General features: G+C 70.8%; 16 protein-coding genes. 9 read left to right on the forward strand and 7 right to left on the reverse strand.

All coding sequences use genetic code 11. The features are described 5' to 3' along the window. Positions 1 to 110: 110 nt before the first annotated feature. Genes ABID77_RS04640 through ABID77_RS04660 form a run of 5 tightly spaced genes read left to right on the forward strand, consistent with a single transcriptional unit; the run spans position 111 to position 3645 of the window. Entirely contained in the window at positions 111 to 1931 is a 1821-nt protein-coding gene (locus tag ABID77_RS04640; protein WP_429591546.1) for a glutamine--tRNA ligase/YqeY domain fusion protein, read from the forward strand. A gap of 22 nt (positions 1932 to 1953) precedes the next feature. Next, positions 1954 to 2262, forward strand: a complete 309-nt coding sequence (locus ABID77_RS04645) for a nucleotidyltransferase family protein (RefSeq protein WP_429591549.1) — start codon at positions 1954 to 1956, stop codon at positions 2260 to 2262. Then, a complete protein-coding gene (locus ABID77_RS04650) occupies positions 2252 to 2602 on the forward strand; it encodes a HepT-like ribonuclease domain-containing protein (RefSeq protein WP_429591551.1) in 351 nt (116 codons plus the stop codon). The genes ABID77_RS04645 and ABID77_RS04650 overlap by 11 nt, the downstream gene beginning before the upstream one ends. Before the next feature lie 44 nt (positions 2603 to 2646). Further along, positions 2647 to 3012, forward strand: a complete 366-nt coding sequence (locus ABID77_RS04655; protein WP_429591554.1) for a hydroxyisourate hydrolase — start codon at positions 2647 to 2649, stop codon at positions 3010 to 3012. A 9-nt stretch (positions 3013 to 3021) separates the two neighbouring features. Continuing rightward, positions 3022 to 3645 carry a pseudouridine synthase gene (locus ABID77_RS04660; RefSeq protein ID WP_429591557.1) on the forward strand — a complete coding sequence of 208 codons (624 nt, stop codon included), beginning with the start codon at positions 3022 to 3024 and terminating at the stop codon, positions 3643 to 3645. 94 nt (positions 3646 to 3739) lie between these two features. Here the strand turns inward: ABID77_RS04660 and ABID77_RS04665 are convergent, their stop codons facing one another. Together ABID77_RS04665 and ABID77_RS04670 are read right to left on the reverse strand one after the other, a co-directional pair. Then, positions 3740 to 4222 carry a DUF4124 domain-containing protein gene (locus ABID77_RS04665; protein WP_429591560.1) on the reverse strand — a complete coding sequence of 161 codons (483 nt, stop codon included), beginning with the start codon at positions 4220 to 4222 and terminating at the stop codon, positions 3740 to 3742. Next, positions 4219 to 5220 carry a restriction endonuclease gene (locus ABID77_RS04670; RefSeq protein WP_429591563.1) on the reverse strand — a complete coding sequence of 334 codons (1002 nt, stop codon included), beginning with the start codon at positions 5218 to 5220 and terminating at the stop codon, positions 4219 to 4221. Before ABID77_RS04670 ends, ABID77_RS04665 begins: the two co-directional genes overlap by 4 nt. 97 nt (positions 5221 to 5317) lie before the next feature. On the opposite strand from ABID77_RS04670, the gene ABID77_RS04675 reads away from it, so the two are divergent. Then, entirely contained in the window at positions 5318 to 6232 is a 915-nt protein-coding gene (locus ABID77_RS04675) for a peptidoglycan DD-metalloendopeptidase family protein (RefSeq protein ID WP_429591565.1), read from the forward strand. Positions 6233 to 6244: 12 nt separating this feature from the next. Here ABID77_RS04675 and ABID77_RS04680 read toward each other — a convergent pair whose 3' ends face one another. Together ABID77_RS04680 and ABID77_RS04685 are read right to left on the reverse strand one after the other, a co-directional pair. Next, positions 6245 to 6448: a hypothetical protein gene (locus tag ABID77_RS04680; RefSeq protein ID WP_429591568.1), complete on the reverse strand. Its 204-nt coding sequence runs from the start codon at positions 6446 to 6448 to the stop codon at positions 6245 to 6247. A 64-nt stretch (positions 6449 to 6512) separates the two neighbouring features. Further along, complete coding sequence (locus ABID77_RS04685) at positions 6513 to 6947, reverse strand: DoxX family protein (RefSeq protein WP_429591571.1); 435 nt, start codon at positions 6945 to 6947, stop codon at positions 6513 to 6515. A gap of 151 nt (positions 6948 to 7098) precedes the next feature. Here ABID77_RS04685 and ABID77_RS04690 point away from each other — a divergent pair, with 151 nt between their 5' ends. Then, positions 7099 to 7314, forward strand: a complete 216-nt coding sequence (locus tag ABID77_RS04690; RefSeq protein WP_429591574.1) for a hypothetical protein — start codon at positions 7099 to 7101, stop codon at positions 7312 to 7314. Positions 7315 to 7338: 24 nt separating this feature from the next. Here the strand turns inward: ABID77_RS04690 and ylqF are convergent, their stop codons facing one another. Then, positions 7339 to 8283: a ribosome biogenesis GTPase YlqF gene (gene ylqF / locus ABID77_RS04695; protein ID WP_429591577.1), complete on the reverse strand. Its 945-nt coding sequence runs from the start codon at positions 8281 to 8283 to the stop codon at positions 7339 to 7341. Between the two features lie 145 nt (positions 8284 to 8428). Between ylqF and ABID77_RS04700 the strand changes: the two genes are divergently transcribed. Together ABID77_RS04700 and ABID77_RS04705 are read left to right on the forward strand one after the other, a co-directional pair. After that, complete coding sequence (locus ABID77_RS04700; RefSeq protein WP_429591580.1) at positions 8429 to 8860, forward strand: CBS domain-containing protein; 432 nt, start codon at positions 8429 to 8431, stop codon at positions 8858 to 8860. A 92-nt stretch (positions 8861 to 8952) separates the two neighbouring features. Beyond that, on the forward strand, positions 8953 to 11175 hold the full coding sequence (locus ABID77_RS04705) for a hypothetical protein (RefSeq protein ID WP_429591582.1): 2223 nt from the start codon (positions 8953 to 8955) through the stop codon (positions 11173 to 11175). Between the two features lie 36 nt (positions 11176 to 11211). Here the strand turns inward: ABID77_RS04705 and ABID77_RS04710 are convergent, their stop codons facing one another. Next, complete coding sequence (locus tag ABID77_RS04710; RefSeq protein WP_429591585.1) at positions 11212 to 12132, reverse strand: SDR family oxidoreductase; 921 nt, start codon at positions 12130 to 12132, stop codon at positions 11212 to 11214. A gap of 117 nt (positions 12133 to 12249) precedes the next feature. Continuing rightward, positions 12250 to 12627 carry a response regulator gene (locus ABID77_RS04715; RefSeq protein WP_429591588.1) on the reverse strand — a complete coding sequence of 126 codons (378 nt, stop codon included), beginning with the start codon at positions 12625 to 12627 and terminating at the stop codon, positions 12250 to 12252. Between the last annotated feature and the right edge of the window lie 75 nt (positions 12628 to 12702).

The following is a 12702-nucleotide window of genomic DNA, read 5'->3' on the forward strand; positions in this document are numbered from 1 at the left end:
GGGGGCGAGAACTGAAAACGCCCGGGTCTGACCACAACGCGTCAGCTCCCGATCAGGTTAACGCTGGCACGTGAAGTTCGTTGCGGAAAGTAACTCCCTAAAATCCGTCGATGACCTCCCCCGCCGACAAGAACGTCCCGAAAACCGCCCCCGCTCCCAGCAATTTCCTGCGCCACGTCATCGAGGACGACCTCGCCCGCAACGCCTACGAGGGCCGCCGGTGGGGCGGCGCCCCCGGCGACGCCGACCACCACGCCCAGGGCATGCCCGATCCCGCGAAAGTGCGCATGCGCTTCCCGCCCGAGCCCAACGGCTACCTGCACATCGGCCACGCCAAGAGCATCTGGCTGAACTTCGAGATGGCGCGCGAGTACGGCGGCGTGTGCCACCTGCGCTTCGACGACACCAACCCCGAGAAGGAAGAGCAGGAGTACGTCGACGCCATCCGCGACGCCATCGACTGGATGGGCTACGAGACCCTGCTGGCCGACCGTCCCGCCCACCCCGGCATCCTGCAGCCGCACGAGTACTTCGCGAGCGACTACTTCGACTTCATGTACCGCGCGGCCGAGTACCTCATCGGCCAGGACCTCGCCTACGTCGACGAGCAGACGCCCGACGAGATGCGCGCGAGGCGCGGCGACTTCAACACGCCCGGCACCGACAGCCCGTTCCGCGCCCGCTCGCCGGCCGACAACCTCGCGCGCTTCCGCGAGATGCGCGACGGCCGGCTCGAGGACGGCGCCGCCGTGCTGCGCGCCAAGATCGACATGGCGAGCCCCAACATCAACATGCGCGACCCGGCCCTCTACCGCATCCGCCGCGCCACGCACCACAACACCGGCGACCGCTGGTGCATCTACCCGATGTACACCTTCGCGCATCCGATCGAGGACGCGCTGGAACAGATCACGCACTCGATCTGCACGCTGGAGTTCGAGGACCAGCGCCCGTTCTACGACTGGCTGCTCGACCGCCTGGCCGAGGGCGGCCTGATCGCCAGCCCGCACCCGCGCCAGTACGAGTTCGCGCGCCTGAACATCACCCACGTGATGACCAGCAAGCGCCGCCTGCGCCAGCTGGTCGAGGACGGCCACGTCGAGGGCTGGGACGATCCGCGCATGCCCACCCTCGCCGGCCTGCGCCGGCGCGGCTACACGCCCGAGGCCCTGCGCCTGTTCTGCGAGCGCAGCGGCACCACCAAGTCCGGCGGCGGCTGGACCGACTACGCCGCCCTCGAGGCCGCGCTGCGCGAGACGCTCGACCCGGTCGCGCCGCGCGCCATGGCCGTGCTCGATCCCGTGAAGCTGGTCATCACCAACTGGGGCGAGCTCATGGGCGGCGACGACGCGCTCGACGCCTGCACGGCGCCCGTGCATCCGCACCACCCGGAGCGCGGCCTGCGCCATTTCCAGATCGGCCGCGAACTCTGGATCGAGCGCACCGACTACGAGGACGTCCAGCCCAAGGGCTTCTTCCGCCTCTTCCCCGGCAACAAGGTGCGCCTGAAGTACGGCCACACGATCGAGTGCACCGGCGCCACGCGCGACGCCGACGGCCGCCTGGTCGAGGTGCACGCCCTGCTGGTGGCCGACACCAAGAGCGGCACGCCCGGCGCCGACGCCGTCAAGGTCAAGGGCAACATCACCTGGGTGGCGGCGGCCGACGCCGTGGCGGCCGAGGTGCGGCTCTACGAGCGCCTGTTCGCGGCCGAGAAGCCCGGCGGCGGCGAGTTGCTCGACGAACTCAACCCGCACAGCCTGGTGACGACGTCGGCCTTCGTCGAGCCCTCGCTCGCCGACGCGGCGGACGGCACCGGCTTCCAGTTCGAGCGGCACGGCTACTTCGTCGCCGACGCCAAGGCGGGCGGCGCCGGCGGCGGTCCCGTGTTCAACCGCGCGGCGGGGATGCGGGACGGGTGGGGCAAGTAGGTCGCCTCGGTAGACTTCGGTCATGCACCCCTCCATCGCGCGGCATCGCACCGAAATCTCCGTCATCTGCCGGCGGTATCGCATCCGCCGGCTCGACGTCTTCGGCTCCGCCGCGCGCATCGACGATTTCGATCTCACGCGCAGCGACGTGGATTTCCTCGTGGAATTCGCACCGGACGTCGGCGTCGATCTCGACACCTTCTTCGGTGCCAAGGCCGATCTGGAACAACTGCTGGGACGCGACGTCGATCTCGTGGAAGCCGAAGCGATCCGCAATCCCTTCGTGCTTGCGGACATCGATCGGAGTCGTGAGTTGGTCTATGCGGCGTGATCCACGCGCCTTCCTTTGGGATGTGAAGGAATCGGCTCTGACGATCCAAAGCTTTGTTGAAGGCATGGATGCTTCTGCCTATGCGGCCAACGTCATGGCGCAGGCGGCGGTAGAACGGAAATTCGAAGTCATTGGTGAAGCGTTGAATCAATTGTCCAAACTGGATGCAAGGCTGGCGTGCCGCATTTCGGATCTGCCAAAGATCGTGCCCTTCCGAAACCAACTCATTCATGGCCATGCGAATGTCAATGTCGGCACAGTCTGGACCGTGGTGCAGACGGCGCTTCCGGTACCGATCGACGAGACCCGCACGCTTCTCGATGAGTTGGGTGCGGCGTGATCAGGTGACGTGACCCTCTGAACATCCAACGGGAAAAACTCTCCATGCAAGCCGTTTCCATCCACGTCGTCGATGTCGCCAACGGCGTCGTCGCCCGCGGCATGCGCGTCGATGTCGTGCGCCATGCGTCCGTCGACGGCGCCGAGCGCTGGGTGCCGGTTGCCGCCGGGCAGGTCGGCCCGCAGGGCGTGGTCGACGGCCTCGACGGTCCCGAGCCGCTGTTCGGCGTCGGCGTCTACGAGTTGCGCCTGCACGTCGGCGACTACTTCCGCGCGCGCGGCGCGGTACTGCCCGAGCCGGCCTTCATGGACGTGCAGGTGTTCCGCTTCGGCATCGCCGACGCGTCGCAGCACCATCACCTGCCGGTCAAGCTGACGCCCTGGGGGTTGTCGTGCTTTCGCGGGGCCTGAGTCGAGTCCATGGACAAAGGCGATCGTCGACGCAACCCGCGACTCGGCAGTGAGCCGATTCCGTCGATTTGCGGCTCATCGTCTGGACCGATCGCCCCTCCTCCCCTCGTCCGCTTCCACAAGCCCTACGGCGTCCTCAGCCAGTTCACGCCCGAGGGCCGCTGGCGCGGACTGAAGGACTTCATCGACCTGCCCGGCGTGTACGTCGCCGGCCGGCTGGACGCCGACAGCGAGGGGCTGCTGTTGCTGACCGGCGACGGCCGGCTGCAGGCGCGCATCGCCGATCCGCGCTTCAAGATGGAGAAGGTCTACTGGGTGCAGGTCGAGGGCGAGCCGGACGACGCGGCGCTCGCGGCCTTGCGCGACGGCGTGCGGCTCAACGACGGCCCGACGCGCCCGGCGCGCGCGCGGCGCCTGGACGCGGCGCCCGCCATCGGCCCGCGCGATCCGCCGATCCGCGTGCGCGCCGCCATCCCCACGACCTGGATCGAGCTGGCCATCCGCGAGGGCCGCAACCGGCAGGTGCGGCGGATGACGGCGGCGGTCGGGCATCCGACGTTGCGGCTGGTCCGCGCGGCCATCGGGCCGTACGCGCTCGACGGGCTGGCGCCGGGGACGTGGCGGCCGGCCTGACGGGCCGCAGGCGGGTTCATCGACGACCCGAAACGTCCGCAACCACCGTCGGTGGGCGGGCCTGAGGCGAGCGACCGGTTCGCGCCTTTCCAGCTCAGTAGCGCAGCCGCCGGTAGCGCTGCCGGCTCTCGAACAGCAGCGTCGCATCGGCCTTGCGCTCCGCATCGCTCCCGGGTTGAGCGGCCTGGGCCTCCTGCTGCGCCAGCCGGGCGTCGAGCTGGTCGCAGGCCTCGCGCGCCTGCGGGTCCAGCCGCTGGCGATCGCCGAGCTTGCCGAACTGTTTCTCGTCCATCCCGGTCAGCGGCTTGAGGGCATGGGCGAGCATCGCGCGCTGCTCGATGCGCCGCACGTCGGCACCCTTGCGGCTGACGCCGCTGGCGCGGTCCATGCCCTGCGTCGGCACGACGTCGACGACCTGCGCGTCGAGGCACGGCTCGTGCGAGTACGACACCGAGCGGCCGGACGTGCACTTGTAGACCCGCTGGGCACCCGCGCCCGAAGCCGCCAGGGCGCAGACGACGGCACAGGCGAGGCGGAGCCGGATGCGGCTCGGGACGCTCGTCGCGGCGCGCTTCATCGCGTGCCCCTGCAGGCTGGGAAGCGCGAGCAGCCCCAGAACGAGGAGCCGGCCCGCGCGCCCGTGCGGGCCATGCGCCGCACCATCGCCGCCTCGCAGGTCGGACAGGCGGGCGCCGCGACATCGCCGCCCGGCGCCGGCCCGACGTGCATCGGCGCCGACGGTGCGGGAGCGCCGTCGCGCGGTGGCACCGACGCGGACGTGAACGTGTTTGTGGACGCAGTTGCCGATCCTGATCCTGAAGCTGATGACGGCGGCGGCTGGACACCTGTTGCCGCGCCGCCGGTCGTGGGCCTCGCACGCGCGGACGAGGAAGCCGACGACGCCGCACCCGCCCCCCTCGCCGGCCGGATCAGCGCCAGCAGCGCCGGGCCGTCGATCAGGCGCACGTTGCGACCCTCGGCGAAGCGCCGCGCCTCGGCCGTGAAGCGGCCCGAGGTGACGACGAAGCCGCCCGCCGCGCCGCGCGCGGCCATCACGCCGTAGAGGTCGCGCACCACGCCGACGCCGACCTTGAACGCCTTCCACTGCTTGCACTGCACGACGAAGGTCTCGCGGTCCCTGCGCAGGATCAGGTCGACCCCGCCGTCGGCCTGCGCGCCGCCCTGCTCCGCGACCTGCCAGCCCTGCCGCCGGAACGACTCGCCCACGAGCAGTTCGAACTCGCGCCAGGACATGCCGTCGAGCGCCGCCGCGGCGTCGGATCCGGTGACCGTGTCGACCAGCGCCCGGCGCCTGTGGCGGCGCATGAAGGACACCGCGGCTCCCAGCAGGCACAGCAGCGGCACCAGCCAGCGGCCGATGGAAGCGAAGCCGGCGATCAGCGCCTGCTGCACGAAGGTGCCCATCTGGCCCGCCTGCATCGGCGTCGACGAAGGCACCGACAGGCGATCGAGCAGCACGTGGCTGGCGAGCGCCAGACCGATGCCGCCCCACCACGGCAGCATCGCTACCAAGTCCAGAAAATCGAACGCGGCACCCTGTCTGCGTCGAGCCATGCCGACTCCTTTGAAACAAAAGACGCTCTATCGTAAGACAAAGTTACATTTTTCCATCGGTAAGGGACGACGGGCCGGCCTCGATAGACTGCCTCGCATGCGCCACCTGCCTCGCCTCCACCCCGATTCGATCATCCCTTCCTCGTCGTCGCGACGCGCGCTCCTGACCGGTGCCGGCGGCCTGCTGGCGCTGTCGGCCCTGCCTTCGAACGCCGCGCCGTCGTCGTCGGAATCCACGCCCGCCACGGAGGTCTGGCCCCAGGCGCTGCCGGTGCCCGGCGGCGTGGCGCGGCTGTCGCTCGGGCCGGCGGCGACGCGGCCGGTCGCGCTGGAGAACGACATTCCCTTGCTGGTGACCGGCGATCCCATCGAGTGGACGGCGGTCGTGGGCATCCCGCTGTCGGCGGCGGTGGGCGTGCGGACCCTCGTGGTGCGGGTCGCCAACGAGCGCGAACGGCGCCTGACCTACCGGGTGGCGTCGAAGCAGTACAGCGAGCAGCGCCTGAAGGTGGCGCCGGGCACGGTCGACCTGTCGGCCGCCGACCAGGCCCGCTACGAGCGCGAGCGGACGCACGTCGCCACGGTGATGGCGACCTTCACCGAGCCGTCACCGGGCGCCCTGCCGCAGGACCTGCGCATGCGCGTGCCGGTGCCGGGCCGGCGCTCTAGTTCCTTCGGACTGCGCCGCGTCTTCAACGGCCAGTCGCGCAATCCGCACAGCGGCATGGACATCGCCGCGCCCACCGGCACGCCGGTCGTGGCCCCGCTGCCCGGCCGCGTGATCGACACGGGCGACTACTTCTTCAACGGCGGCACCGTCTGGCTCGACCACGGCGCCGGCCTGTTGACGATGTACTGCCACCTCAGCGCGACCGACTGCCGCCCCGGCGACGTCCTCGCCACCGGCGAGCGCCTCGGCGCCGTCGGCGCCACCGGCCGCGTCACCGGTCCTCATCTGCACTGGAGCGTGCAGCTCAACCGCGCCATGGTCGACCCGGCCCTGTTCATCTGAAACCGAACTTGGCTAGCAGGCCCCGGCGAGACGCATGGCGTCGATGCTCGCGTCCATGAAGGCGTCGGCGGAATCGTCGTGGCAGCGGTCGCAGACGTGGATCGTCTTGCTGTCGACGAACAGGATGTCGACCACGCCCTCCCAGAATCCGCCGGACTTGCGCTGCCGGGCGTAGGGGACGTAGGTCGCTTCGTGGGAGGTGATGACGTCGAGCATGGTGCGCCGAGTCTGCGCACCGACCGTGACAGGAACAAGGCAGCGCCGGGCCTGGCACCGTGCGCTACGTCGGCGACGCCGCGCGGGCGCGGTCCGTCGGCCGCCATGCGAAGGTCGACCACGCGATCAGCGCCAGCAGCGCGACCTGCACCGGCAGGCGCACGACCAGCGCCCAGTACGGGATCGACGGGAACAACTCCGGACGCTGCAGCATGTGGAAGTGCGCCGGCGTCACGGCGATGGTCAGCGCGAACAGACCGATGCCGGCCCACCGGCGCGTCGGCCGCCACAGCAGGCCCGCCGCGCCCAGCAACTCGAAGACGCCGCTGACCAGCACCGCCGCGCGCGGCCACGGCACCCAGGGCGGCACGATGCGCATCTCGGTCTGCGTGAAGGCGAAGTGCGCGACGCCGCCGATGGCGAACCACAGGAAGACGAAGGCGATGCCGACCACGCGGACCTTGCCGAGCGGAACGGAGGATGGGGGGCTGTCCGACATGGTTTCTTCCTTTCGACGCCGCCGTCCGGCCTTCGGCCGTCCTACCGGGGGATTCGTGACGTCATCACAGTCGTGCAATCATGGTCCGTGTGCGCGGGAAAACCACCCCGCCTTCCGTCATCCGTCCATCCATTCGTTCCAGGAGCTTTCCATGACCCAGTTCGCCACCATCAAGGGCCTCGTCACCTACACCCCCGGCGACGGCCTGCCCATTCCGATCCCCGAAGGCCGCATCGAGGTGATCGAGGCGCCCGACAGCATGACGCTCGGCTGGGAGGAGGCCCAGGGCGTGGTCGGCTCGACCGCCATGCCGCGCACCCAGTTCGAGGAGTACGTCGAGGCCGGCAAGATCGTCATGGAAGCCTGATCCTCCCGCCGCGCCCGACCGGACTCATTCGTCGGACCGCGGCGGTGCCTTGCGGCCGCGCGCGGCCTTCTTCGCCGTCCGGGCCTCGTCCAGCTTCCGGCCCTCCTCCATCCACACGGCGAACTCCTCGGGCGTCTCCAGCGTGACGCCGCCCAAGCTGCCGTCGCGGAAGGCCTGCATCGCCAGTTCGGCCGCCTTCTGCAGGTTGACGCGGCCCTTGCCCAGCAGGGCCCCGCGCTTGCGGCCGATGGCCTCCAGGATCTCCTCGTCCTTCATCGACGCGATCGCCCCGGCGTCGCCGTCGAGCCCGAAGCGCCTGGCCAGCGCGCCGGCGTAGGAGCGCTTGAGGACGTCGAGCAGTTCCAGCGCCACCTCCTCCTCGTCGTAGGCGTTGCGCCCGATGGCGCCGCTCGCGGCCAGGTTGTAGCCCGCCTTGGCCGCGACGATGCGCGGCCACAGCATGCCGGGCGTGTCCCACAGGTAGAAGTCGTCGGCCAGCGTGATGCGCTGCTCGAGCTTGGTGATGCCGGCCTCGTCGCCCGTCTTGGCCTTCTTGCGGCCGCCCGCGAGCGTGTTGACCAGGGTCGACTTGCCCACGTTGGGGATACCGCAGATCAGCACGCGCATCGGCTTGGCCATGCCGCCGCGGTTGGGCGCCAGCGCGTGGCAGGCACCCACGAGCTGCTGCGCCGCGTTGGTCTGGCTCGCGTCCAGGCCGATGGCGCGCGTGTCGGGCACGGCGTTGTAGTGGGCGAGCCACCGCGCGGTGCGCGCCGGGTCGGCGACGTCCTGCTTGTTGAGCACCTTGACGCCGGGCTTGTGGCCGGTGAGCTCGGCCAGCATCGGGTTCGCGCTGGAGCCGGGCAGCCGCGCGTCGAGCAACTCGATGACGACGTCGATGTCCTTGATGCGCTCGCCGATCGCCTTGCGCGTCAGGTGCATGTGACCGGGGAACCACTGGATCGCCATCGGAGGGTCTGCTTTCGTTTTTGGTCGTCGGGGGGTCGCGATTGTGAAGGAATGCACAGGGCGCCCCCTATGATGAAGGCTCTTCCCTGGCAACGCGCCCCGCCGGCGTCGGCGCCAGTCTTCCCCTCTCTTGCCGGAGTCGTTCATGAAGCCCGTATCCGCCCTGCTGCAGCGCCGTTCCAACGGCGGTCTCTACAGCACCAGCCCCGACGCCACCGTCTTCGACGCCCTGCACGTGCTGGCCGACCACGAGGTCGGGGCGCTGGTCGTCCTGCGGGGCGACGTGCTCGCGGGCGTGTTCTCGGAACGCGACTACACGCGCAAGGTGGCCCTGCAGGGGCGCAATTCGCGCGACGTGAAGGTGGCCGACATCATGACCGCCGACGTCTTCACGGTGGCGCCGGACACGCCCACGCAGGAGTGCATGGCGCTGATGAGCCAGAAGCGCATCCGCCACCTCCCGGTGGTCGACGGCGCGAAGGTGGTGGGCATGCTGTCGATCCGCGACCTGATGGACGACCTGATCGCCGACCACGAGCAGACCATCGACCAGCTGCGCACCTACATCCAGACCTGAGCGTCGCGCGCGGCGAACGAGCGCCGCGCCGGTCCGTCCCCAGCCCACCCCCAGCGAGCCCGCACCGCGGTGCGCGGCACGGAGGAATCCCCATGAGCAGCACCCCCCACACCTGGCAGTTCTTCCGCGCGGGCGGCGTCGACCAGGTCGTCATCCGCACCGGCGAGGACATCGCGCGCATCGGTCAGCTCGACCAGAAGCTCTGGGTCGCGCTGGCCTGCCCGACGCGCGGCATCGAGTTCGACCCCCGCACGCTCGACCTGATCGACACCGACCGCGACGGCCGCATCCGCCCGCCCGAGCTGATCGCCGCCTGCGAATGGGCCTGCGCCCACCTGAAGGACCCCGACGAGCTGATCCGCGGCGGCGACGAGATCGCGCTGGACGCCATCGCCGACGTGCGCGGCGAGACCGACGGCGAGGTCGCCACCTCGCTGGCCGACGAGGCGCGGCGCATCCTGCAATTGCGCGGCAAGGAAGGCGCGACCACGCTGGCCCTGGCCGACGTCACCGACCGCGCCCAGCTGCTCGACGCCATGCGCTTCAACGGCGACGGCATCGTCCCGCCCGAGAGCGCCGACGACGAGGCCGTGCGCGACGTGCTGCGCCTGGTCATGAAGACCCAGGGCCACGCCAAGGACCTCAACGGGCTCGACGGCGCCGACCGCGCGCGGGCCGAGGCCTTCTTCGAGGAGGCGCAGTCGCTGCGCGACTGGTTCGCCGGCGCCACGGGCGACGCCCCCGACGCGCCGTCGCCCGGCGAATCCGCGCTGGCCGCCGCGCAGGCCGTGGACGCGGTGCGCGCGAAGGTCGACGACTTCTTCGCGCTGTGCCGCGTGGCCGCCTACGACCCGCGCTCGGTGGCGGCGCTCAACCCGTCGATCGAGACCTACGAGGCGCTGGCCCTGCAGGACACCGCCCTGCGCGCCGAGGGCATCGCCCGGCTGCCGCTCGCGCCGATCGAGGCCGGCCGCGCGCTGCCGCTGCGCCAGGGCGTGAACCCGGCCTGGGCCGAGGCCCTGCGCAAGCTCCAGCGCGACGCCGTGCGCCCCTTCGTCCGCGCCGAGGCCGACATGCTCGAGGAAGCCGAGTGGACGATGCTGCAGGAGCGCGTGAAGTCCTCGCGCAACTGGCTCGCCGCCAAGCCCGAGACCAAGCTGGGCGCCCTGAGCGCGCAGGAGGTCGAGGACGCGCTCGCCCAACGCGACGCCGTGCTGGCGCTGATCGAGGAGGACGAGCGCATCGAGCCGCACAACGCGCGCCTGGCCGACCTGGAGAAGCTGCTGCGCTTCAAGCGCGACCTGCTCGCGCTGCTGACCAATTTCGTCTCCTTCAAGGCCTTCTACCAGCGCGAGGGCGCAATCTTCCAGGCCGGCACGCTCTACCTCGACGGCCGCAGCTGCGAGCTCAGCGTGGAGGTGGCCGACGCCGCCAAGCACGCGGCGCTGGCCGGGCTGGCCAAGGCCTACCTCGCCTATTGCCAGTGCACGCGCCAGGGCAAGACCATGACCATCGTCTCGGCCTTCACGGCGGGCGACGTCGACTTCCTGTTCGCCGGGCGCAACGGCGTCTTCTACGACCGCCAGGGCAACGACTGGGACGCGACCATCACCAAGGTGATCGAGAACCCGACCAGCGTGCGGCAGGCCTTCATGTCGCCCTACAAGAAGTTCCTGCGCCTGATCGAGGAGCAGGTCGCCAAGCGCGCCGCCGCCAGCGACACGCTCGCGCAGGGCTCGCTCAACACCCTGGCGACCACGCTGACCACGGCCGACAAGGCCGCGACGACGCCCGCCGGCGCCACCGCCGCGGCCAACGCCGCCGCGGGCGCCGTCAAGCTGCCCGCGCGCATCGACGTCGGCACCGTGGCCGCCCTGGGCGTGGCGCTGGGCAGCATCAGCGCCGTGCTGGTGGGCATCTTCGCCAAGTTCGTCGATCTGGGGCAATGGATCCCGGTGGCGGTGGTGGGCATCGTCCTGGCGATCTCGGGGCCGAGCATGCTGATCGCCTGGCTCAAGCTGCGCCAGCGCAGCCTGGGACCGATCCTGGACGCGAGCGGGTGGGCCATCAACGGCCGTATGCGCGTGAACGTGCGCCTGGGCGGCTCGCTCTCGCAGACGCCCCATCTGCCGGCGAACTCGCGGCGCAGCCTGCGCGACCCGTACGCCGAGAAGCACGGCGTGGCCCGCACCGTGGCGGTGGTGGTCGTGCTCCTCGCGCTGGCCGCCGTGGCGTGGCGCTTCGGCTGGCTCGACTCGCTGCTGCCGGCAGGCCTGCAGCGCGGCCAGCCGGTGGTGGTGGTCCGCCCGGCCTGACGGGTCGCACCGGCCCGGGTCGGGCCACGGGCCGACTCAGCGCCGCGACGCCGCGGCCATCGCCTTGCCGACCTCGACGGTGCCCTGCGCGGCGCCGCTCTGCGGCACGGTCTCGCCGCCGCCGCGCTCGAGCACCTCGTCGAGCCGCGCCGCCAGGCGTTCGGGCGCGTCGTCCCCGATGCCGATGAACACGCCCTTGGTCAGCGTGACGTGCGCCGCTTCGAAGCCGCCGGCGCCGGCGCACAGCACCGTGCGGTTGGGCGCGTCCTGCGAGGCCAGCACCAGCATCGCCGGCACCACCGCCTCGGGCTTGAGCGCGGCCAGCACCTCCGGCGGCATCAGGTCCTCGGTCATGCGCGTAGCGGCCGTCGGCGCGAGGCAGTTGACGCGGATGTCGTGCTTGGCGCCCTCGATGCTCAGGGTCTGCATCAGGCCGACCAGGGCCATCTTGGCCGCGCCGTAGTTGCTCTGGCCGAAGTTGCCGTAGAGGCCCGACGACGAGGTCGTCATGACGATGCGGCCGTACTTCCGCTCGGTCATGTGCGGCCAGACGGCCTTGGTGCAGTTCACCGCGCCCATCAGGTGCACGTCGACCACCGACCGGAAGTCGGCCATCTCCATCTTCGCGAAGCTCTTGTCGCGCAGGATGCCGGCGTTGTTGACCAGGATGTCGACGCGGCCCCAGGTGTCGACGGCGGTGCGGACCATGGCCTGCACGGCGTCGAAGTCGGTGACCGAGGCGCCGTCGGCGATCGCCTCGCCGCCGGCGGCGCGGATCTCGTCGACCACGGCCTGCGCGGCGCCGACCGATCCGCCCGACCCGTCGCGCGCGCCGCCCAGGTCGTTGACCACCACCCTGGCGCCGCGCCGTGCCAGCGCCAGCGCGTGGGCGCGGCCGAGGCCGCCGCCCGCGCCGGTGACGATGGCGACACGGCCGGAGAAATCGATGCTGCTCATGGGAAACCTGCCTTCTCGGAGTCGGATGAAAGGAAGGCTGCGGTTTTAACGCAAAGCGTCGCGCCGATTCGCTGCGCAGGCGACATCGGCCGGCCGGTTCGGCCATCCGGCCTCGGGTCAGTCGGCGCGGTGCGCGGCCTCGCAGTAGGCCAGCAGCTGGTCGATCTCGGCCGATTTGTCGAAGAAGGCGTCGGCGCCCAGCGCGCGCGAGCGCTCGCGCATGTCGTGGGTGGCGTAGTTGCTGAGCACGACCACCTTCTGGTGGGCCGCCCGGTCGCGGCAGGCACCGACGACGCCCAGGCCGTTGCCCTGCTGCAGGAACAGGTCGACGATGGCCAGGTCCCAGCCGTCGCGGTGGCCGTGCAGCCAGTCGACGGCCTCGTCCTCGGAGGCGGCATGGGCGACGACGGTGGTGTCGGCCACGTCCTCGAGGAAGCCGACCAAGTTCTCCCGGATCACCGGGTTGTCTTCGACCAGATAGGTCCGGAAAGCCATGGATGGATGGGACAAGGTGATCGCGCCGGAGCGCTGGATGAAGGCAAGGCACCATGATGGGGAGCCCGCCGCCCG

Origin of the sequence: Variovorax sp. PvP013 (genome assembly GCF_050435945.1) — a bacterium.
GTDB lineage: Bacteria > Pseudomonadota > Gammaproteobacteria > Burkholderiales > Burkholderiaceae_C > Variovorax.

Excerpts from the sequence above, each read along its gene's own strand:
- ABID77_RS04670 (WP_429591563.1), bottom strand. The coding sequence starts at position 5,220 with ATGGCTCGACGCAGACAGGGTGCCGCGTTCGATTTTCTGGACTTGGTA.
- ABID77_RS04715 (WP_429591588.1), bottom strand. The coding sequence starts at position 12,627 with ATGGCTTTCCGGACCTATCTGGTCGAAGACAACCCGGTGATCCGGGAG.
- ABID77_RS04680 (WP_429591568.1), bottom strand. The coding sequence starts at position 6,448 with ATGCTCGACGTCATCACCTCCCACGAAGCGACCTACGTCCCCTACGCC.
- ABID77_RS04650 (WP_429591551.1), top strand. The coding sequence starts at position 2,252 with ATGCGGCGTGATCCACGCGCCTTCCTTTGGGATGTGAAGGAATCGGCT.
- ABID77_RS04710 (WP_429591585.1), bottom strand. The coding sequence starts at position 12,132 with ATGAGCAGCATCGATTTCTCCGGCCGTGTCGCCATCGTCACCGGCGCG.
- ABID77_RS04645 (WP_429591549.1), top strand. The coding sequence starts at position 1,954 with ATGCACCCCTCCATCGCGCGGCATCGCACCGAAATCTCCGTCATCTGC.
- ABID77_RS04685 (WP_429591571.1), bottom strand. The coding sequence starts at position 6,947 with ATGTCGGACAGCCCCCCATCCTCCGTTCCGCTCGGCAAGGTCCGCGTG.
- ABID77_RS04675 (WP_429591565.1), top strand. The coding sequence starts at position 5,318 with ATGCGCCACCTGCCTCGCCTCCACCCCGATTCGATCATCCCTTCCTCG.
- ABID77_RS04640 (WP_429591546.1), top strand. The coding sequence starts at position 111 with ATGACCTCCCCCGCCGACAAGAACGTCCCGAAAACCGCCCCCGCTCCC.
- ylqF (WP_429591577.1), bottom strand. The coding sequence starts at position 8,283 with ATGGCGATCCAGTGGTTCCCCGGTCACATGCACCTGACGCGCAAGGCG.
- ABID77_RS04700 (WP_429591580.1), top strand. The coding sequence starts at position 8,429 with ATGAAGCCCGTATCCGCCCTGCTGCAGCGCCGTTCCAACGGCGGTCTC.
- ABID77_RS04665 (WP_429591560.1), bottom strand. The coding sequence starts at position 4,222 with ATGAAGCGCGCCGCGACGAGCGTCCCGAGCCGCATCCGGCTCCGCCTC.
- ABID77_RS04690 (WP_429591574.1), top strand. The coding sequence starts at position 7,099 with ATGACCCAGTTCGCCACCATCAAGGGCCTCGTCACCTACACCCCCGGC.
- ABID77_RS04660 (WP_429591557.1), top strand. The coding sequence starts at position 3,022 with ATGGACAAAGGCGATCGTCGACGCAACCCGCGACTCGGCAGTGAGCCG.
- ABID77_RS04655 (WP_429591554.1), top strand. The coding sequence starts at position 2,647 with ATGCAAGCCGTTTCCATCCACGTCGTCGATGTCGCCAACGGCGTCGTC.
- ABID77_RS04705 (WP_429591582.1), top strand. The coding sequence starts at position 8,953 with ATGAGCAGCACCCCCCACACCTGGCAGTTCTTCCGCGCGGGCGGCGTC.